This window comes from Gordonia insulae, from assembly GCF_003855095.1.
GTDB classification, from domain to species: Bacteria; Actinomycetota; Actinomycetes; order Mycobacteriales; family Mycobacteriaceae; genus Gordonia; species Gordonia insulae.
On record NZ_CP033972.1, the window covers coordinates 301,677 to 321,791 of the forward strand.

The 20,115-nt window shown below is 67.6% G+C and carries 15 protein-coding genes; 11 read left to right on the forward strand and 4 right to left on the reverse strand.

Going from position 1 to position 20,115, the window contains the following annotated elements:
• Window positions 1-5: 5 nt before the first annotated feature.
• Genes D7316_RS01485 through D7316_RS01515 form a run of 7 tightly spaced genes read left to right on the forward strand, consistent with a single transcriptional unit; the run spans window position 6 to window position 7,741 of the window.
• Complete coding sequence (locus D7316_RS01485; RefSeq protein ID WP_124706727.1) at window positions 6-1,331, forward strand: MlaD family protein; 1,326 nt, start codon at window positions 6-8, stop codon at window positions 1,329-1,331.
• Entirely contained in the window at window positions 1,328-2,362 is a 1,035-nt protein-coding gene (locus D7316_RS01490; RefSeq protein ID WP_124706728.1) for an MCE family protein, read from the forward strand. Before D7316_RS01485 ends, D7316_RS01490 begins: the two co-directional genes overlap by 4 nt.
• On the forward strand, window positions 2,359-3,348 hold the full coding sequence (locus tag D7316_RS01495; RefSeq protein WP_124706729.1) for an MCE family protein: 990 nt from the start codon (window positions 2,359-2,361) through the stop codon (window positions 3,346-3,348). Before D7316_RS01490 ends, D7316_RS01495 begins: the two co-directional genes overlap by 4 nt.
• On the forward strand, window positions 3,342-4,445 hold the full coding sequence (locus tag D7316_RS01500; RefSeq protein WP_124706730.1) for an MCE family protein: 1,104 nt from the start codon (window positions 3,342-3,344) through the stop codon (window positions 4,443-4,445). Before D7316_RS01495 ends, D7316_RS01500 begins: the two co-directional genes overlap by 7 nt.
• Complete coding sequence (locus tag D7316_RS01505; RefSeq protein ID WP_124706731.1) at window positions 4,442-5,593, forward strand: MlaD family protein; 1,152 nt, start codon at window positions 4,442-4,444, stop codon at window positions 5,591-5,593. The genes D7316_RS01500 and D7316_RS01505 overlap by 4 nt, the downstream gene beginning before the upstream one ends.
• Window positions 5,590-6,774, forward strand: coding sequence for an MlaD family protein (locus D7316_RS01510; protein ID WP_164473709.1), 1,185 nt, complete (start codon window positions 5,590-5,592; stop codon window positions 6,772-6,774). The genes D7316_RS01505 and D7316_RS01510 overlap by 4 nt, the downstream gene beginning before the upstream one ends.
• A gap of 43 nt (window positions 6,775-6,817) precedes the next feature.
• Window positions 6,818-7,741 carry a hypothetical protein gene (locus tag D7316_RS01515; protein WP_124706732.1) on the forward strand — a complete coding sequence of 308 codons (924 nt, stop codon included), beginning with the start codon at window positions 6,818-6,820 and terminating at the stop codon, window positions 7,739-7,741.
• A 25-nt stretch (window positions 7,742-7,766) separates the two neighbouring features.
• On the opposite strand, the gene treY is transcribed toward D7316_RS01515, so the two are convergent.
• The 4 genes from treY to D7316_RS01535 all read right to left on the reverse strand — a co-directional run bounded on the left by treY (window position 7,767) and on the right by D7316_RS01535 (window position 15,627).
• Complete coding sequence (treY, locus tag D7316_RS01520; RefSeq protein ID WP_232016719.1) at window positions 7,767-10,112, reverse strand: malto-oligosyltrehalose synthase; 2,346 nt, start codon at window positions 10,110-10,112, stop codon at window positions 7,767-7,769.
• Window positions 10,109-12,583, reverse strand: a complete 2,475-nt coding sequence (gene glgX / locus D7316_RS01525; protein WP_124706733.1) for a glycogen debranching protein GlgX — start codon at window positions 12,581-12,583, stop codon at window positions 10,109-10,111. Before glgX ends, treY begins: the two co-directional genes overlap by 4 nt.
• A gap of 81 nt (window positions 12,584-12,664) precedes the next feature.
• Window positions 12,665-14,860: an acyltransferase family protein gene (locus tag D7316_RS01530; RefSeq protein WP_124706734.1), complete on the reverse strand. Its 2,196-nt coding sequence runs from the start codon at window positions 14,858-14,860 to the stop codon at window positions 12,665-12,667.
• A gap of 170 nt (window positions 14,861-15,030) precedes the next feature.
• A complete protein-coding gene (locus tag D7316_RS01535; protein WP_124706735.1) occupies window positions 15,031-15,627 on the reverse strand; it encodes a TetR family transcriptional regulator in 597 nt (198 codons plus the stop codon).
• A gap of 115 nt (window positions 15,628-15,742) precedes the next feature.
• Here D7316_RS01535 and D7316_RS01540 point away from each other — a divergent pair, with 115 nt between their 5' ends.
• Genes D7316_RS01540 through bioB form a run of 4 tightly spaced genes read left to right on the forward strand, consistent with a single transcriptional unit; the run spans window position 15,743 to window position 20,101 of the window.
• Window positions 15,743-17,080 carry an adenosylmethionine--8-amino-7-oxononanoate transaminase gene (locus D7316_RS01540; RefSeq protein ID WP_124706736.1) on the forward strand — a complete coding sequence of 446 codons (1,338 nt, stop codon included), beginning with the start codon at window positions 15,743-15,745 and terminating at the stop codon, window positions 17,078-17,080.
• Window positions 17,077-18,261, forward strand: coding sequence for an 8-amino-7-oxononanoate synthase (locus D7316_RS01545; protein WP_124706737.1), 1,185 nt, complete (start codon window positions 17,077-17,079; stop codon window positions 18,259-18,261). Before D7316_RS01540 ends, D7316_RS01545 begins: the two co-directional genes overlap by 4 nt.
• A complete protein-coding gene (gene bioD / locus D7316_RS01550) occupies window positions 18,258-19,052 on the forward strand; it encodes a dethiobiotin synthase (RefSeq protein WP_124706738.1) in 795 nt (264 codons plus the stop codon). Before D7316_RS01545 ends, bioD begins: the two co-directional genes overlap by 4 nt.
• On the forward strand, window positions 19,049-20,101 hold the full coding sequence (gene bioB, locus D7316_RS01555; protein ID WP_124706739.1) for a biotin synthase BioB: 1,053 nt from the start codon (window positions 19,049-19,051) through the stop codon (window positions 20,099-20,101). Before bioD ends, bioB begins: the two co-directional genes overlap by 4 nt.
• Window positions 20,102-20,115: the final 14 nt, after the last annotated feature.

Here is a 20,115-nt window from a genome sequence, read left to right on the forward strand (position 1 = left end):
GCCACATGAACATCGCCACAGACGGCCGCAATCCCTCACTCCTGCAATATGTCCTGCGGGGACTCGCGTTCCTCGTCGCGCTGATGATCCTGTTCGTCCTGCTCTTCTTGCGCTACCAGGGTGCCTTCAGCTCGACGGTGCCGGTGACCGCGAAGCTCACCGACGTGGGCGACGGACTGGTCACCAGCGCCGACGTCCGCTACAACGGGCTGATCGTCGGGTCGGTGAAGTCGATCGAGCTCAGTGACGGCGTGGGGCCGGGCAACCTGCAGTACAAGGACGTCGGTATCGACATCGTCCCGGATCAGGCCGCGGGCATCCCGGCCAACGTCACCGCGCGTACCGTGCCGTCGAACCTGTTCGGCGTCAACTCGGTCGAACTCGTCCGGCCGGCACAGCCGAGCAGTGACGACCTGTCGTCGGGCGCGACGATCCCCGCTGACGAGACACTGCCGACGATCCGATTGCAGGACGCGCAGAACGAACTCCGCACGCTGTTGCAGGCCGTGCCGCCCGAAGAGCTCGCCTCGGTTCTCGGGACCATCTCCGATGCCCTGAAGGGCGGCGGCTCGGTCTTCGCCGCCTTCGTCCCGTTGCTCAACAACTATTGGAAGACCATCAACGCGCAGTTCCCGCCTGGCGCACCGTCCGGGTTCGACAACTTCAACAACGCGGTGCGCGGTCTCTCGCAATCCACGCCGCAGCTGCTGGACACTCTGGGCCGCAGCGTCATCCCGGCGATGACCATCGCCGAGAAGCAGCAGGACCTGACGGCGCTGCTGTCCGCCGGCCAGGGTGTGCTCGACGAGACCCAGGGACTGTTCGCGGCCAACGGCGACCGCGGCAAGCGGGTGGTCGGTGACCTGAACACGATGATCGGCGCGGCCGTGCTCGAACCCGAGGCACTGCCGCAGGCCCTCGCCGCGTTGAACAACCTCGCCGCCAAGGTGCTGACGGTCTTCACCGGGGTCAACGGCCACGCCCAGCTCAACATCGGCGTGAGTCTGGGCGCGTTCGAGCGCTACACGCGGCAGAACTGCCCGGTCTACAACGGCGGGCCGTACGGTCAGGCGCGCGGCCCCGGGTGTGTGGGGCCGGGCACCGGCACGGGACCGACCAGTTCCGGACCGCTGATGATCTACCCGTCCGACGGGATGCGGCGCGACGCCGCACGATTCGGTGCGGTCACCACGTCGTCGGACAACAAGACCCTGGGAGCAGCGCTGAAACGCAAGCCGACCGCTGCGGACACGATCATGCTCGGACCGCTGGTGCAGTCGTCGACGATCGCCCCCGGTGCCCCCGGTGGCCGGCAGGGAGGTGGGCGATGAGTCGCGGGCAGGCCAGTCTCCGGAAACCGCTGATCGGGTTCTCGCTCTTCGCCGTCGTCGCCATCGTGCTGACGTACGTCATCTGGTCGACGCTCGAGCGATCGCTACCGGGCGACACCCATTCCTACAGCACCTATTTCAACGACGCCTCCGGGCTCGCGTCGGGCGACGACGTCCGGATGGCGGGCGTGCGGGTCGGCCGGGTCAGCGACATCTCGCTCGACGACGGTCGCGCGCGGGTCACCTTCGACGTGCAGACCGATCAGCAGGTGTTCACCAACACCCAGGCCGCGATCCGGTATCAGAACCTCATCGGGCAGCGGTACCTGTCGCTGACCCTGGTCAAGGACGCCCAGAGTGCGCCGCTGGCGGCCGGGTCGTCGCTGAAGCAGCCGTCCGAGGACTCGTTCGACGTCACCCGTCTGCTCGCCGGTTTCCAGCCGGTCTTCGAGACCCTCAAGCCCGAGCAGGTCAATGCGCTGTCGGAGGGATTGATCCAGACGTTCCAGGGCAACAAGGTCTCCCTGAGTTACACGGTGGCCGAGGTCGGCACACTGGCCTCCGACATGGCCGATCGCGACGTCGTGATCGGTGCGATCATCAACAACCTGAGCGGCGTGATGCGCGACCTCGCCAAGCAGGGCAACCAGGTCGGCACGGTGATCGACAGCATCGGCAACCTGATCCACAACCTGAACGCCAACTCGGCCGCATTCGGCAAGTCGGTCGCGCAGATCGGGGAGACCGCAAGCGGTTTCGCCGACGTCCTGGCGCAGAGCAGGTCATCACTCGCGGGTGCGGCGACCGATGCGCGGGCGGCGACCAACACACTGATCGCCAACGGCGCCAAGCTCGACCGGCTGGCCGGTCAGCTGCCGGTCTTCCTCGGTCACTTCCCGCTCGTCCTCGGGCAGGGGAACTACCTCAACATCTACGCGTGTGACCTCGACATCGCGATCGGTGACGTGTTGTTCCCGCCCGGACTGATCAACAAGATCGGCGGCACCAAGCACTCGGAGGTGTGTCGATGAGGCGCTGGCGCAACCATTTCGACGGCAATCGACGCTTCTGGTACGGCGTCGCGGGGGCCGTGGTGATCGTTCTCCTGGTGCTCGCGGTGACGGGTCTGGCCCAGGCCCATCTGGGCAAGAAGACCTATGTCGGCAATTTCGCGCAGGCCGGCGGTATCCGTCCCGGCGACAAGGTGCGGGTGGCCGGTATCGATGTCGGCGAGGTCAGCTCCACCGAACTCGACGGCAACCATGTCACCGTCACGATGAAGGTCGACCAGGACGTGGAGGTGACCTCCAACGGGTCCGCCGAGATCAAGATGTCGACACTGCTGGGGCAGCGTTATGTCGATGTGTCGCTCGGGGATTCACCGTCACCGGCGGCCGACGGGGTCATCGCACAGACCGCCGTCCCCTACGACCTGCAGAAGACGATCGAGCAGGGCACCCCGATCATCTCCGGGATCGATGACGAGCAGTTCGCCGACAGCATCCGCACCCTGAATCGGCAGCTCGCCGGTGCGCCGGCCGTGACCAAGCCGACCCTGGACTCATTGACCGCGATGTCGCGGGTCATCACGAATCGTCGCGACCAGATCAACCAGTTGGTCAACGACACCAAGACGGTGACCGCGATCGTCAGTGACAGCCAGAGCCAACTGTCGGTGATCGTCGGGCAGGGACAGCAGCTCGCCGCGAAGATCGCCGCGCGGGAGGCGTTGGTCACCCGCATGCTCGACGGCATCGCACAGCTCACCGAGGAGGCCCGCGCGGTCGCCCGCGAGAACGGCAACCAGTTCGCGCCGATCATGACCAACCTCAACACGATGACCCAGGGTCTGGAGAAGAACCGTGCGAACCTGCGCAAGCTGCTCGAGATCCTCCCGGTCACCGCGCGATTGACCAACAACATCCTGGGCGACGGTCCCTACGCGAACGGCTACCTGCCGTGGGGCATCTTCCCGGACAACTGGTTGTGCACAGCACGGGTGGTGGACGGATGCTGAGCCGCAGCACGCTCCGGCGCTCCCTGACCCTGGCCACCGTGTCCGTCCTCGTGGTCCTGGGGCTCTCCGGGTGTTCGCTCATCCCGGCGAAGTGGACCGCCGCGTTCGGCTCGGCGATCGAGGCGACCGCCTATTTCGACGACGTGTCCGGTCTCTACAAGGGCAACGACGTCGCGGTGCTGGGCATGCCGGTCGGCCAGGTGACCTCGGTCGAGCAGCAGGGCAACCGCGTCAAGGTGACCTTCACCGTGTCCAAGGACGTGCCGGTACCGGCGAATGCGACCGCGGCGATCATCAACACCTCGATCGTGACGACTCGGCACATCGAGCTCTCACCGACGTACTCCGAGGGTGCGAAGCTGACCGACGGTGGCGTGATCGGCGAGACCAAGAGCCCGGTCTCGGTCGGTGAGCTGTTCGACTCCATCGACGGACTGGTGAAGTCGCTGTCCGGTGACGCGCCGGGCGAGGGGCCCATCGCCGACATGATCGACATCACGTCGGGCATCACCTCCGGCAATGGCGAACGCATGCGCATCGCGCTCGACGAACTCGGCAAGGCCGCGTCGGTGGCATCGGGCAACGGCGACGCGCTGGTGGACATCATCCGGACCCTGCAGGGGCTGACCTCGACACTGGTCGCCAACTATCCGAAGATGACCGCGTTCTCCAACTCCATCAACGACGTCGCCCAGATGTTGGGCACACAGTCCCCGGGACTGGAGGCGACGCTGGCCGACCTCAACACCACCCTGCAGAACACGACGGCCTTCCTGCAGAACAACTCCGGCACCATCAGCTCGTCGACCGGTCGGTTGGCCGCGCTGGCCGCCAATCTCAGCGACTACTCCCGCCAGGTGGTCGAGACGATCGACCTCGGACCGTTGCTCTTCCAGAACCTGAGCAACTCGGTCTCGGCGGAACAGGGCGCGTGGCGGGCGCAGGTGCTCCTGGACAAGTCGCTGCTCGACACCGAATTGCTGTCGACCTTCTGTCAGGCGATCAACCTGCAGAAGAACGGATGCCGGACCGGACAGTTGAAGGACTTCGGTCCCGACCTCGGCGTGTTCTCGGCGCTGTTGGAGTTGACGAAATGACACGTGAACCGATCGGCCCGTTCCGGGTCCAGCGCGACGCCGGTCCCGGCAGGCGGAGGCATCGCCGTGGCCTGGTGGCGTTGGCCGTCGGAGCCGTGTTGACGATGTCGGGCTGCGGCGTGGTGCCCGGCCTGACGGTCGAGCAGATACCGTTGCCGGCGCCCGGCGGGATCGGCGATTCCATCCAGCTGACCGCGAAATTCGACAACGCACTCAACCTGCCGACCCGAGCCAAGGTGAAGCTCAACGGCAACGACGTCGGCCAGGTCTCCGACATCGTGGCGGAGAACTACACGGCGATCGTCACGATGGACGTCGGCACGTCGTCGAAACTTCCGGTGGGCACCGGCGCCGAACTGCGGCAGGCGACACCACTCGGCGACGTCTTCGTCGCGCTGTTGCCACCGCCGGGACAGCCGACCGGATACCTCGCGGACGGGGACACCCTGACCGGGCCGACGACGGCGGCCGCCACCGTCGAAGATCTCCTGGTGAGCACGTCCGGTCTGGTCGACAGCGGATCGCTGAGTTCGTTGCAGGTGATCCTCACCGAACTGAGCAATGCCGTCTCGCCGAGCCCCGATGACCTGTCCGGCTCGATCGAGGGCCTCACCACGGCGATCACCAAGTTCAACCAGAACGCCGCCGAGGTCGACGAGTCGATGCGCAACACCCAGGTGCTCACCGGGCAACTCGCCGCCGGCCGCGCCCAGATCATGGCGTCCATCAACAAGTTGGCGCCGGCGGTCAACGCGGTCAACGGTCAGATCGGACAGATCCTGACGACGTTGGACAAGACCAATCAGGTGACCGCGGCGACCAACGACTTCCTGCGCTCCGACGGGGACGACCTCGTCAGCCTCCTCGGCCATCTGGAGACCGCGCTCAACGGTCTCCGCGAGGCGGCGGGCACCCTCGGTCCGCTGTCGGACAACGTCAACGTGCTCACGCCGAAGTGGGTCAAGTCCACCCCGGGCAGCGCCGCCGCCCTGTCGGCCAAGGTCTACTACCTCAACCCGGGTGCGGGCTTCGACTCGGCCAGCCGACTGCCCGAGCTCGGCGACGTCGACGAGGGCTCGAAGGCATTGCAGCAGACGCTCACCCGGCTGTTGGCCCGGCTCACCGGAACCAAGGGGTGCTGCGGATGAGAGCGATATCCGGCCCGTTCTCCTGGGTGCGATCGCATTCGGTCCTCGTGGGCAACATCGGTCTCGTGCTGGTGATGCTGGTGGGCCTGGCCTATCTTTCCTTCGGCGCGTTGCGCTGGGATCCGTTCAAGGGGACCTACCACCTGACCGTGCACTTCCCGATCTCCGGTGGACTCCAGGAGACCTCCGGCGTCACCCTGCGGGGCGCCCGGATCGGTGACGTCGAGAAGATCCGGGTCCAACCCGAGTCCGTCGACGTCACCGTGAGGATCGAGGAAGACGTGAAGATCAACCGCAACGCGGTGGTCGCCGCGCTGGGGTTGTCGGCGGCGGGCGAGCAGTACGTCGATTTCGAACCGCCGTCCGCGGACGGACCGTACTTCGCCGACGGCGACGTCATCGAGGTGAACCAGACGCGCGTCACCGCGCCGTTCCCCGACATGCTGGAGTCGGCCCTCAACGTCGTCGAGCAGATCGACCCGGTGAAACTCCGTTCCGCCGTGGACAACCTGGAGGTGGCGCTCGGTTCGGACGGCTCCGACAAGAACACGCTCCGCGTGTTGTTCGTCTCCGGCGGCACCATCTTCACCGACCTGGCCCGTGTCCTCCCGCAGACCAAGACATTGATCTCCGACACCGGCACCATCCTGAAGACGACGTCGGACATCCAGCCCGATCTCGGCACCACGGTCGGTTCGTTGAGCACGATCGTGAACGCGGCGGTCGCGTCCGACAAGGAGATCCGGACATTGCTGGGCCGTGGCCCGGCGCAACTGACGAGTCTGACCGGGTCCCTCAACCAGATCCGAGACCCGATCACCGATGTGCTGCAGCAGTTCGTGGACGTGGCTCGGCAGGGCGCGCTGCGGGCACCCGCCCTGGCGAATCTGCTGCCATCCATCCGTGACGCTTCGGTCAAGAGCCTCACCATGTTCCACGGTGGCGCGTGGTGGGCGTTCGGGTCGATCTTCCCGCGCCCGCACTGCAACTACGCGGTCACCCCGGTGCGGCCCACCAAGATCCTGGAACTGACCGTGCCGACCAATCTGTACTGTGTCACTGAAGATCCGACGCAGCAGATCCGTGGGTCGGCGAACGCACCCCGGCCACCCGGAGACGACACCGCGGGCCCGCCGCCCGGGTACGACCCGAATGCGCGGACCGTGCCACTCGACAAGTGACGTGAAGACCCGGCGGGCGAACTGCCGGGGATTGTGAGCAGGAATGACCAAGCAGGACAAGACGACCGACACCTCCGACAACGACCGCGAAAGGAACGATCCGGACATCGTGGACGACCGCGCGGGCCAGACAGACCCGGCCGACAGCGACTTGACCGACGGCGACCTGACCGACGGCGATCCGACCGACACCGCGGACGATGCTGCGGACGCACCAGCGGGCGACGTGGATGCCGAGGAGGCGCCGCGACCTCGGACCAAGGCGGCGCGGGTCCGATCCGATCGGCGTGCGTCCACGTCGGCAGACGCGGACAAAGCGGTGGGGGAGAAGGCCGGGGCGGTCGACACCCCGTCGTCGGCCGCGGGCCGGGGACGACAGATCTCGCTCACCGTCACCACCGGTGGTCTGCTGAAGACGCTGGGCGTTCTGGTGGTCGTCGCCGCGTTGGTCGGTGTGGCGTTGCTGGGCTGGGGATATCACCGGCAGAGCGAGGAACTGGCCGCGTTCGACGCGAGCAAGTCCGCATCCGAGCAGTTCGTCACCAAACTGGTCGGCGCGATGACCAAGGATGGTGTGGCGGACATGAAGAACGAGCTCGGCCCGTTGTCGACCGGCGACTTCCGCAAACACCTGGAGCAGCAGCAATCCGACACCGCCCAGGCGGTCACCCAGCTCAATCTGCAGGATGCGGAGTCGGCGGTGAAGTCGGTGTCGGTCGAGCGATTCGACGCCGACAGCGCGCGAACATCGGTGCTGGTGGAGGTGAGCGGCAAGAGTGCTCTCGCACCGGAGGGCGGCAAGAGTCTCATGCTCCTCTGGCTGGATCTGAGCAACCAGGACGGTCAATGGTTGGTGTCGCAGGTCAGTGGTGCGCAGGCGGGTATCGGTCCCGAACAGGGCGGCCAGACCGGCGGACAACCCACCGCCCCCGCCCCGGCAGCTCCCGCCCCGGCCCCGGCCGGCTGACGGGTCCGGCGGCGAACTGGTCGCCTCAGTCCTCCCGGACGAGGATCGACACCGCGGCGTCGTCCGTCAGTGCGGCGAGATCGATTCTGCCGTCATGGATCACATCGGTCAGGGTGCATCGCCATCGGCCCGGGGGCAGTGTCACCGACGTCGCGGACCGGTGGTGCGTGGTCAGGCTGTGGGTGAATCGTGCGGTCAGCACCACCACCCGCGGATCGGGGCCGACACCGCGGGTGAACGCGATCGCATGATCGGAACCCGGCCCGTCGGCATACAGCGGTGTGTAGGTACCGCCCGGCCGGAATGCGGCGGGATGCGCGGCACGCGCGCGCAACGCCGCTCGGATCAACGCGGTCTTCGGGTGATCGGTCGACTGCCCGTAGTCGACCGGCCGCCGGTTGTCCGGGTCGACGAGTGAGTCATCCCACCACTCGGTGCCCTGGTAGATGTCCCCGATCCCCGGCCCGAGCAGCGCGATCGCCTTGCGGGCCAGTGCTTCCGATCGCCAGCTCGGCGCGATCTCGGCGACCAGTCCGGCGATGTCGTCGGCGAGTGGCCCGGAGGTGAGCTGATCGATCCACGAGGACAGCGCGGACTCGAAGTCCTCGTCGACCTCGGTCCAGGTGGTACGAAGACCCGACTCCCGGGACGCCTTCTGGGCGTAGGCCTTGATGCGGTCGCGCAGCGCATCGTCGGCCGGCCGGTCGATCGGCCAGATACCCAGGATGTTCTGCAGCAGGAAGTATCCGGTCAGGTCGTCGGGAGGCGGTGCGGCCGCCCAGATCCGGCCGACGAGCATCGTCCAGCGTTCGGGTACCTGGGTGAGCAGGGAGATCCGGGCCCGGACATCCTCGCCTCGTTTGGTGTCGTGCGTCGATGTCGCGGTCATCGCCCACGGCCAATCATGGGCGCGTCGCCCATTCTGGAAGTGGAAGTCCCGCAACGACATCGCGGGATTGGCCGGGTCGCCGCCCACCTCCTGGGCCGACACCAACCGGGCGGTGCGGTAGAAGAGGCTGTCCTCGACACTCTTCGCGGTGACCGCCCCGCATGTCTGCGCCAGACGCGACGCGGCGGCGCCGGGACTGGCCGTGGACTGCACGATGAGGTCGAGTGCGGGAGCGAGCCGTGGTGCGCGGCGGGCGATCTGGTCCGCGACGTCGAGCAGCCGCGTGCGGAGCGACGGGTAGTCGGCACGATAGACGCCCAGGTCGGCGATCAACTCGGCGGTGGCCTCCGCGATGGCGTCCAGGTCGGCCGAGGGGTCGGAATGGGTGATCGCGCGGACCAGACGGCGGTGTTCGGTGGGGAACTGGTCGCGCAGGGTCGCGAGCTTGCGTTCGCGTTCGGTGCGGTGCAGCCATGCGGCATCGCCGGCGGATCCCGTGACCCGTTCGTGGACCTCGTCGAGTTCGATCACCCCGGTGGGTGCGGTGAACACCGCGTCGATCACCCGTAGCTGCTCGTAGCCGGTCGTTCCCTGGACCGGCAAGGTCGGTTCCAGGCTCTCGTCGGGTGCCAGGATCTTCTCCACGTAGATCAACCGGTCGTCGCCGACATCGGCCCGGAGGGAGCGCAGGTACGCCTGCGGATCCCAGAGTCCGTCCGGATGATCCACGCGCACACCGTCGATCAGGTCCTCGGCGACGAGGTCCTGCAACCACCGATGGGTGGCGGCGTACACCGTGGGGTCCTCCTGGCGGAGTCCGGCGAGTTCGTTGACCGTGAAGAAGCGTCGATAACCGATCAGGCCACTGTCCCACGGCACCAGCCGATAGTGTTGCCGATCGTGCACGTCGATCGGGGTCCCCGACGACGCGCTCCCGGGTGCGGTGGGGAACACGTGATCGTAGTAGCGCAGGTGTCCGTCGTCGACGGCGAGCGGGCTCAGGTCACCGTCCGCGGCGAGCACCGGGAGTGCGATCTTCCCGTCCGCGCCGTTGTCCGTGGAGAAATCCACGTCGAAATAGCCTGCGTAGCGAGATCCGGCCCCGTACCGGAGCAGATCGCCGAACCAGGGGTTCTGCCGGGGATCGGCGACGCCGGTGTGGTTGGGCACGATGTCGATGATCAGGCCCAGGCCGTGTGCGCCTGCGGCTCGACGCAGATCGCGCAGGCCGGAGAGTCCACCCAACGCGGTCGCGACCGCCGGCGGCGGCACCCAGTCGTAGCCATGTGTGGACCCGGCCATCGCCCGCCCGATCGGCGAGAGATAGAGATGACTCACCCCGAGATAGGCGATCTGTGGCAGCACGTCGATCACATCCGCGAACCCGAAGTCCGGAGTCAGTTGAATCCGGTAGGTGGCCAACGGTTCCCGCTGCCCACCCGGGTCGGCGCGGTCGGTCACCACGGACACCGGTTCGGTCACGCCGTCTTGCGCAGCACCAGGACCGACCGGGCGCCGACCGTCAGAGACGTCTCGGCCCCGATGGTCAGGTCGGTCGCGCCGGTGGGATCGGTGGTGTCGAGCTCACCCGCCCATTCGAGTCCCCACGAGGCGGGCGGCAGGTAGAAGTCGATGTCACCGTAGTGCGCGTTGAAGCAGATGATGAAGCTGTCGTCGGTGACCTTCTCGCCACGCTCGTTCTTCTCGCCGATGCCGTCGCCGTTGAGGAACACGGCGAGACTCTTGCCGAAGCCGCTGTCCCAATCCTCCGCGGTCATGGCCTGTCCCGCAGGTGTGAGCCACACGATGTCGAGATCCTGGCCGCCCCACCGAAGTGGTTTGCCGGCAAAGAATCTCCGGCGCCGGAACACCGGATGCCGGGTGCGCAGCGCGATCGCCTTACGCGTGAACTCCAACAGCTCCGAGTGCTTCTCCGCCAGCGACCAGTCCATCCACGCGAGTTGCGAGTCCTGGCAGTAGACGTTGTTGTTGCCCTGCTGGGTGCGGCCGATCTCGTCGCCGTGCGCGAGCATCGGTGTGCCCTGCGACAGGAACAGTGTCGCCAGGATGTTGCGTTGCTGGCGCGCCCGTAACTCGAGGATCTCCGGGTCGTCGGTGGGGCCCTCGACGCCACAGTTCCAGGATCGGTTGTGGCTCTCGCCGTCCCGGTTGTCCTCACCGTTGGCCAGATTGTGCTTCTCGTTGTAGGACACGAGGTCACGGAGCGTGAAGCCGTCGTGGGCGATCACGAAGTTGATGCTGGCGAGCGGACGTCGCCCGGTGGCCTCGTAGAGATCGGACGATCCGGTGAGACGAGATGCGAACTCGCCGAGGGTCGCCGGCTCGCCGCGCCAGTAGTCGCGCATGGTGTCGCGGTACTTGCCGTTCCACTCGGTCCACAGCGGCGGGAAGTTGCCGACCTGATAGCCGCCCTCGCCGACGTCCCATGGCTCGGCGATCAGCTTGACCTGGCTGACCACCGGATCCTGTTGCACCAGATCGAAGAACGCGGACAACCTGTCCACGTCGTGGAGCTCACGGGCCAGGGTCGAGGCGAGGTCGAAGCGGAAGCCGTCCACGTGCATCTCCAGCACCCAGTACCGCAGCGAATCCATGATCAGCTGCAGGGTGTGCGGATGGCGGCCGTTGAGACTGTTGCCCGTCCCGGTGTAGTCCATGTACATGTCCGGGCTGTCGTCGACCAGTCGGTAATACGCCGCATTGTCGATGCCGCGGAACGAGATCGTCGGACCGAGGTGATTGCCCTCGGCGGTGTGGTTGTAGACGACGTCGAGGATGACCTCGATGTCCGCCTGATGGAACGCCCGTACCATTGCCTTGAATTCGGTGACGGCACTGGCGGGTTGGTCGGGTTTGGATGCGTACTCGAGGTGGGGGGCGAGGAATCCGAAGGTGTTGTACCCCCAGTAGTTCCGCAGACCCTGATCGCGCAGGACGAAGTCCTGCATGAACTGGTGGACCGGCATCAACTCGATCGCCGTGACGCCCAAGGCCTTCAGATGGTCGATGATGACCGGATGGCAGAGCCCGGCGTAGGTTCCGCGCAGGTGCTCCGGCACGTCGGGGTGGGTTGCCGTCATGCCCTTGACGTGCGCCTCGTAGATGACCGTCTCGTGATAGGGACGGCGCGGCGACCGGTCGTTCTGCCAGTCGAAGTACGGATTGATGACGACGGAGACCATCGTGTGGCCCAGCGAGTCGAGTTGTGGCATGTCCGCGGGTTGCGTCGATGCCATCGGGACGCTCGGGGTGGCGGTGCCCGTCTCCGCCGGATTCCCGCTCACCCCCGCGCCGTCGTCACCCTCGTCGTCGTCGCCGGCATCGTCGCCCTCCGTGTCACCGCCGGCGTCCGCCGCGACCTCGGATGCAGGGGCGATCTCGTCGACGTCGGCCGCATCGATCTCGTCGGTCTCGTCCGTCGCGTCCGGGTCTCTGTCGTCGGTCTCACCGGTGGCCAGCGCGTACGAGAACAGCGACGGATCGCCGTCGAAATCGCCGTAGAAGGCCTTCCCGTAGGGATCGAGCAGCAGCTTGCTGGGGTCGCAGCGCAGCCCCTGGGACGGCTCGTACGGGCCGTGCACCCGATAGCCGTAGAACTGTCCGGGGCCGACGTTGGGCAGGTAACAGTGCCAGCAGTACCCGTCGACCTCTTCGAGTCGGATGCGCCGCTCGGTGCCGGAGCTGTCGATGAGGCAGAGGTCGACGGCTGTGGCCACCTCCGAGAAGAGCGAGAAGTTCGTTCCCACACCGTCGTACGTGGCGCCGAGTGGGTACTGCTGGCCGGGCCACACGATGAACGGCGGTTCGTCGCCGGCCTGCTCGGTGTGGTCGATCTGGCTGGGGATCTCGAAGACCTCCGCGGGCTGGGCGGGGGTCGAACCTCCGGCGTCGGGGGCCGGTGACTTCGTCACCTCGGCGTTCGGCGATTCCATGAGACGACACTAGCCGCCAACCGTCGTCGGTTCATCTCGGAGAGATCCGGATCGACTGTGCGGTCGACGACGCGGGGTACATCAGGGACCGGGTGGTCCGGTCCAGGGTGCCGCGACGGCCATCTGACGGCCGAGTTCGTCCGCCAGACTGCGCACGTAGGTTGCGCTCAGGTGGTGCCAATCCTTGTAGACGATGATGTTGCCCACGATCGCCGGACACAGTTGTGCATCGCACACCCCGTCGGAGAGGTCGAGTGCGTGGAAGGTGGGACGGGTCGCCTCCAGCGCCAGCGCGGGGTCCTCGGGCGCCAGGGCGACGTCGCGGCGCGTCGCGCAACTCGTCGCCGTGCCGCCGTTGGCCAGACACGTCGGAGTGTCGATCAGCCCCTCCGCGTTCTTCGGCCACGGTGTGTCCCGGATGCCGAAGACCTCGATCCCGGCGGCGATGAAGTCGTCGAAGATCGGTGTGTACGTGGGTGGAACCCAGTCGCCCGGATCGTAATCACGCGGGCGGGTCGAGTTCGTGAACACCGCATCGGGTTTGTCGGCGATCACCTTCTTGGTCACCCGTTGCACCCAGTCGTGACACTGCGGATAGGGCACGCCGTTCTGTTTCGGTACGAGTTCGGTGGACATCGGGCAACCCATCTTCAGGTAGGTGGTCACCTTGAAGTGATTGCGTTGTCCGATCAGGTTGAGTGCACTGATCCACATCTCGGCGTGCGATCCGCCGATCAGCGCGACGGTCTTGGTGGCGTTGGGATCGCCGTACACCCCGACATGGATGTCCGGGTCCTCGAAGTTGCTCATGAAACCGTCGGTGGAGGTCTCGGGGAAGTCCTGGGTGACCATCAACGGTGACGGCTGCGGATCGAGCGCCGGCACCGGCGCGGCGTTCAGCAGGGCCCGTCCACCCGGGTAGAGGCGGGGATCGAGGTTCTTGGTGTCGACCACCATGGTGCTCACGTGCCGGTCCCACAGCTTGATGCCCACACCGGTGACCACGGTGGCGACCACGAGGATCGACGTGACCACCGACGTGTAGGTGAGCCACGGGGCGTGGCCGTCGCGACGTCCACGCGCCGGAGCCGCGCGGCCACCGCCGCGCAGCGGATCCTCGATGTAGCGCTTGGTGAGCCAGGCGAGACCGATCGACACCGTGAGCAGGACGACGCCCTCGAGCACGGAGGCGTGGTCCTTGCCACGCCAGGTGAGGTAGAAGATCAGCAGGGGCCAGTGCCAGAGGTAGAGCGAGTACGCGATGGTGCCCAGCCACACCGGCCACCGGCTGGCCAGCATCCGGTTGACCGGCGGCAACGCCTGGGGTTCGTCGACCCCGGGTCGCGGACGTTCCAGGGCGGTGGCACCGGCCCAGATGATCAGCAGCGTCGAGCCGACCGGTACGAGCGCCCAGGGACCCGGATACGAGTCGACGCCGTCGATCCACCACCCGCAGGTGATGATCAGCGCGAGCGCGACCACGGCGGCGATCGTCCGAACCCAGCGCGGCACACGCCAACTCGGCAGCCAGATGGCGAGCAGGCCGCCCGCGAGCGGTTCCCACAGTCGCGACAGCGTGTCGAAGTAGTTGAACTGCTGGTTCACGCCCATGCGCATGTGGGCCCAGTAGAACGACACCGCGGCCACCGCCAGCACCGCAGCGCCCACGAGGGCCTTGATCACCCGGGGCTCGGCCAGCGGTGCGATCAGGCGGGCAGCCACTTTGATCACCGCGGCGAACGCCAGCGCGACGAGCAGCGTGACGAGGAAGAACTGACCCTGCACCGACATCGACCAGATGTGCTGCAGCGGGCTGTTGGCCGAACTCGCCGCCAGGTAATCCTGGGAGTTCAGTGCCAGATGCCAGTTCTGGTAGTAGAGCGCACTCGCGACCAGTTCGCGTCCGATGCTCACCCACCGGGTCTGCGGGATGATGATCACCGTCAGCACCGCCACCGCGATCAGCACGGTGAACAGGGCGGGCAGTAGCCGGCGCAGCAACCGCTTGAGTCGCGGCCACGGGTTGACGGTGTCGCGGAAGGCGACGTGCGGCGCCTGACTGTGGATCGCGTGGCGCAGCAGGGACCCGATGAAGAAGTACCCCGAGAGCACCAGGAAGACGTCGACACCGCCGGAGACGCGGCCGAACCAGATGTGGAAGCACGCGACCAGGGTGATGGCGATGCCGCGCAGACCGTCGAGGTCTGTGCGGTATGCAGGGACGTTGTCCACCGGGGCCGGTGTCACCGGGACGGTGGTGTGAGTCGGGGCTGCCACTACCTTGGCTGTGTCTTCCTGTCTCGAACGTCGGGGTTCACGGAACGAAACCCGACGGCATGGTCGATGGTGCTGCAGGCTGTTGTGTCCGGAAGCAATCTACATGCCGAAGCTGTGATTCTCGATTCGCGTCAGTCGCGACACTCCGACGGTCGCACCCCTGCTGACCTTTACTTTTCTTTACTTTCGGCGATCTCCGGCACGGGCTGCTTGCCGATGGAGCGCATCCGGGCACCATCCAGGATCACGCTCAGCCCGTCGGTGAACTCGGTGGTGAAGTCTCGTCCGGAGGGGCCGATCACCTGCAGTCTCTCCATCTGCGCGCGTGTCTGCTCCTCGATGGTCAGGCCGATGACCAGCTGGCACACCGCGGTCGCGACGGCCTGTGCGTCGCGGACGCTGAGTCCGCCGTCGCGCGCCGTGTCGGCCAGTTCGATGGCGATCGACTTCGGCGACAACCCGCTCGCCCAGCTCGACGACACCACCTCGGCGCTGTCGGGCACGCCCAGCAGGGCGGCGCGCATACCCGTCGCCAGGAAGGCGAGACGCTCGTCCCAGGACAGTGTGGGAGGCGGCGCGGCCACCTCACCGAGGATGTCGTCGGAGAGCGCGGCCAACAGCGTCTGCTTGTTCGGGAAGTGCCAGTACAACGCGTTGGGACGCACCCCGAGGTCGGTGGCCAGACGGCGCATCGACAGGTCCGCCAGGCTGTGATCGGTGAGGATGTCCCGGGCCGCGCGCAGGACGTCGGCTCGACTGTTGCTCACCCCGACAGCGTAGATGGCCCGGCGACGGCGAAATCCGTCGCCCTGTACAGCGTCCAGGAGACGCCTGTACAGTGTCCAGGACGCAGCAGCCCGCGACACCCGAAGGACAGTCCCCGTGGACGACGCCACCATCAGCCGCATCGATGCCCAGCACGTGTGGCATCCGTATGGCGCGATGCTGCCTGCGTCGGGAGTGGAGTCCGCCGACGGCGATCCGTCGCCCGGGGCGCCGCTGGTGGTGCGCGGGGCGCATGGCGTGCACCTCGAGCTCGGCGACGGCCGAGAGGTCGTCGACGGTATGAGCTCGTGGTGGGCCGCCATCCACGGCTACCGGCATCCTGTTCTCGACGCGGCGATCACCTGCCAGCTGGGATCGATGGCACACGTGATGTTCGGGGGGCTGACCCACGAGCCGGCCGCGCGATTGGCCGAGCTGCTGGTGTCGGTCACCCCGGAACCGCTGCAGAAGGTCTTCTTCTGCGACTCCGGTTCGGTGTCGGTCGAGGTGGCGGTGAAGATGGCTCTGCAGTACTGGCGAAGTCGAGGCCGTCCGGAGAAGACCCGACTGCTGACGTGGCGCGGCGGATATCACGGCGACACCTTCACCCCGATGAGCGTCTGCGATCCCGACGGTGGGATGCACTCGATGTGGACCGACGTGCTGGCCGAGCAGGTCTTCGTCCCGGCTCCGCCGGCACACCACGACGACGAGTACGTGGCCGTTCTCGAAGCGGCGGTCCAGGCGCATCGCGATCGGCTCGCGGCCGTCATCGTCGAACCCGTCGTGCAGGGCGCGGGTGGCATGCGGTTCCACGACCCGCGCTACCTGTCGGAGTTGCGGCGGATCTGTGATCGCGCGGGCGTGCTGTTGATCTTCGACGAGATCGCCACCGGCTTCGGCCGGACCGGTGAACTGTTCGCCGCCGACCACGCGGGGGTCGACCCCGACATCATGTGTCTGGGCAAGGCGCTGACCGGTGGGTACCTGACGCTCGCCGCCACCCTGTGCACCACCGACGTCGCCGAGGTGATCAGCCGGGGAGAGGCCGGGGGACTGGCGCACGGTCCGACGTTCATGGCCAACCCGCTGGCGTGTGCGGTCGCGGTGGCCGCGGTCGAACTACTGCTGGACTTCCCATGGCGTGCCCGGGTGAGCGCCATCGGGGCGCGGTTGCGGTCGGGACTGGCCGAGCTCGCGGGTCGCGACGGTGTCGCCGACGTCCGGGTGCTGGGTGCCATCGGCGTCGTCGAACTGGACCGGCCGGTGGACATGGCCGTGGCCACCGCGGCGGCGGTCGACGCCGGGGTGTGGCTCCGGCCGTTCCGCAACCTCGTCTACGTGATGCCGCCGTTCGTGTGCACCGACGACGACGTCGACGCCATCACCCACGGCATGCGCACCGCGGTCGACGCATGCCTGTCCGCCCAGCTGATCGCCGGAGGCGCCCGATGACCATCACCGAACTGCCGGCGACGACGGCCACCGCACTCGACGACCCCGACGGCGCACTCGCCTGGCTCGCCGACGAGGCGGACCGGCTGCAGCAGGCCGGTCTGCACCGTGAACCGGTTGTCCGACAACAGGGCTCGTCGCTGGTCAACCTGGCCTCCAACGACTACCTCGGCCTCTCGACGCACCCCGCGGTGATCGCCGGCGCACACGCCGCGCTCGACACCTGGGGTGCCGGAGCCACCGCGTCGCGCCTGGTCGTCGGCACCACGGCCCTGCACGTCGAGTTGGAGAACGAGCTCGCCGACTTCCTCGGATTCCCTGCTGCGCTGGCGTTCTCGTCCGGCTACCTCGCCAACGTCGGCGCCATCACGGCGCTGGCCGGCCGCGGCGATCTCATCGTCAGCGACACCGGGACCCACGCCTCGCTGATCGACGGTTGCCGGTTGTCGCGGGCACGGGTCGTGGTGGTCGACCGTGGTGATCACGCCGCGGTCCGTGCCGCCCTGCGGGACCGGACCGAACGGCGTGCGCTCGTCGTCACCGACTCGGTCTACAGCATCGACGGTGCACCGGCGCCGATCGCCGAACTCCATGCAGCGGCCCGCGACAACAGCGCGGCACTGCTCGTCGACGAGGCCCATGCGCTGGGTGTCCGTGGACCCGGCGGTCGTGGCCTGGTCGCCGAACTGGGCCTCTCCGGAGCGCCCGACCTCGTGGTCACGACGGTGCTGTCCAAGTCGCTCGGCGCCCAGGGCGGGGTCGTCCTCGGGTCGGCCGTTCTCCGTGCCCATCTGATCGACCGCGCACGGACCTTCATCTTCGACACCGGACTCAACCCGGCGGCCGTCGGTGCCGCCCGCAGCGCGCTCGGTGTGCTGCGCGCCGACCCGACATTGCCGGATCGGCTCCGCGACAACGCCTCCCGGCTGGCCAGCGCGGTCGGCGCCCCGTCGCCCGCGGCCGCGGTGATCTCGTTGGTCATCGGCGAGCCGCAGCCCGCGGTGGCAGCCGCCGCCCGGTGCCGTGAACTCGGCGTCCTGGTCGGCTGTTTTCGCCCGCCGTCGGTCCCCGCAGGCACGTCGCGGCTGCGGCTGACCGTGCGCGCCGACCTCGACGTCGCCCTGCTCGACCGGGTCGCCGCCGTCGTCGACGACGCCGTTCGTGGGGTGGGGGTCCGATGACCGCCCGTCCCGGCCGCGTCCTGGCGGTGACCGGCACATCGACCGATGTCGGCAAGACGATCGTCACGGCAGCGTTGGTCGCCGCCGTCGCCCACGCGAATCTCCATGCCGCCGTGTGCAAACCCGCCCAGACGGGGGTGGCGACGGGGGAGGCGGGCGACCTGGCCGTCGTCGAGGCGCTGGCCGGGCCGATCGATACCGCCGAGTGTGTCCGCTATCCCGAGCCACTCGCGCCGGACACCGCCGCGCGCCGTGCCGCGATGCCCGCGCTCGACCTCGACACCGTCACCACCGCCGTGCGTGGGTTGGCTGCCGATCACGACGTCACGCTCGTCGAGGGCGCCGGCGGAATCCTCGTCCGGCTGGCCGAGGATCTCACCCTGCTCGATGTCGCGGCTGCCACCGATGCGGCCGTGGTGGTCGTGGTGCCGGCCGGGCTCGGTGCGCTCAACCATGCGGAGCTCACCGTCGCGGCGATCGCGGCTCGCGGTCTGCGGCCGGCCGGACTGATCATCGGATCCTGGCCTGTCGAGCCGGATCTCGCGATGGTCTGCAACCGCACCGACCTCCCGCGACTGACCGGCGTACCCATCGTCGGGACCATCCCGGCGGGTGCCGGTGCCCTCGACCCGGCCGAGTTCCGTCGCCGTGCCCCGTCGTGGATCGACCCCGGGTGGCTGCGCCGGGAGTTCGCGCGCGCCACGCCTACGACCGCAACCGATACCTCGCCGACGGCATCACCGTCGTCGTATGACCGCCCATCCCAGTCCCTCGAAGGAGTTCTCTCGTGACCCAGGCACCAGTCGCACCCGGTACCCAGCAGCAGCACACCGATCAGTCGTCGGGCGACGACATCCTCGCGGTGGCGCGCACGCAGGTCCTCGAGCGTGGTGAGGCACTGAACCGTGATCAGGTCCTCGAGGTTCTCCAGCTCTCCGACGACCGGCTGACCGAGCTGCTCGAGCTCGCCCACGACGTGCGGATGCGGTGGTGCGGGCCCGAGGTCGAGGTCGAGGGCATCATCTCGCTCAAGACCGGCGGCTGCCCGGAGGATTGCCACTTCTGTTCGCAGTCCGGACTTTTCGCGTCCCCGGTACGGAGCGCCTGGATCGACATCCCGTCGCTGGTGGAGGCCGCCAAGCAGACCGCGAAGACCGGCGCGACCGAGTTCTGCATCGTCGCCGCCGTCCGCGGCCCGGACAAGCGACTCCTCAGCCAGGTCGCCGCGGGGATCGAGGCGATCCGTAACGAGGTGGACATCCAGATCGCCTGCAGCCTCGGCATGCTCACCCAGGAGCAGGTCGATCAGCTCAAGGACATGGGCGTGCACCGCTACAACCACAACCTGGAGACCGCACGCAGCCACTTCCCCAACGTGGTGACCACGCACACCTGGGAGGAGCGCTGGGACACCCTGCGGATGGTGCGCGACGCCGGCATGGAGGTCTGCTGCGGCGGCATCCTGGGCATGGGGGAGAGCCTGGAGCAGCGTGCCGAGTTCGCTGCCGATCTCGCCTCGCTCGAGCCCGATGAGGTGCCGCTCAACTTCCTCAACCCGCGCCCCGGCACACCGTTCGGTGACCTCGACGTCCTGCCCGCGTCCGAGGCGCTGAAGTCGGTCGCCGCGTTCCGACTTGCCTTGCCGCGCACCATCCTGCGGTTCGCCGGTGGTCGCGAGATCACCCTCGGTGACCTCGGTGCCAAGCAGGGCATCCTGGGCGGTATCAACGCGGTCATCGTCGGCAACTATCTGACGACGTTGGGACGTCCCGCCGAGGACGACCTCGACCTCTTGTCGGACCTGTCGATGCCCATCAAGGCGCTCAACGACAGCATCTAGGCCTAGGCTCGATC

What these genes read in the sequence shown, in the direction of transcription:
- D7316_RS01510 (WP_164473709.1), top strand. Translation starts at nt 5,590, where the DNA reads ATGAGAGCGATATCCGGCCCGTTCTCCTGGGTGCGATCGCATTCGGTC.
- D7316_RS01490 (WP_124706728.1), top strand. Translation starts at nt 1,328, where the DNA reads ATGAGTCGCGGGCAGGCCAGTCTCCGGAAACCGCTGATCGGGTTCTCG.
- D7316_RS01500 (WP_124706730.1), top strand. Translation starts at nt 3,342, where the DNA reads ATGCTGAGCCGCAGCACGCTCCGGCGCTCCCTGACCCTGGCCACCGTG.
- glgX (WP_124706733.1), bottom strand. Translation starts at nt 12,583, where the DNA reads ATGGAATCGCCGAACGCCGAGGTGACGAAGTCACCGGCCCCCGACGCC.
- D7316_RS01485 (WP_124706727.1), top strand. Translation starts at nt 6, where the DNA reads ATGAACATCGCCACAGACGGCCGCAATCCCTCACTCCTGCAATATGTC.
- D7316_RS01545 (WP_124706737.1), top strand. Translation starts at nt 17,077, where the DNA reads ATGACCATCACCGAACTGCCGGCGACGACGGCCACCGCACTCGACGAC.
- D7316_RS01515 (WP_124706732.1), top strand. Translation starts at nt 6,818, where the DNA reads ATGACCAAGCAGGACAAGACGACCGACACCTCCGACAACGACCGCGAA.
- D7316_RS01505 (WP_124706731.1), top strand. Translation starts at nt 4,442, where the DNA reads ATGACACGTGAACCGATCGGCCCGTTCCGGGTCCAGCGCGACGCCGGT.
- bioD (WP_124706738.1), top strand. Translation starts at nt 18,258, where the DNA reads ATGACCGCCCGTCCCGGCCGCGTCCTGGCGGTGACCGGCACATCGACC.
- D7316_RS01495 (WP_124706729.1), top strand. Translation starts at nt 2,359, where the DNA reads ATGAGGCGCTGGCGCAACCATTTCGACGGCAATCGACGCTTCTGGTAC.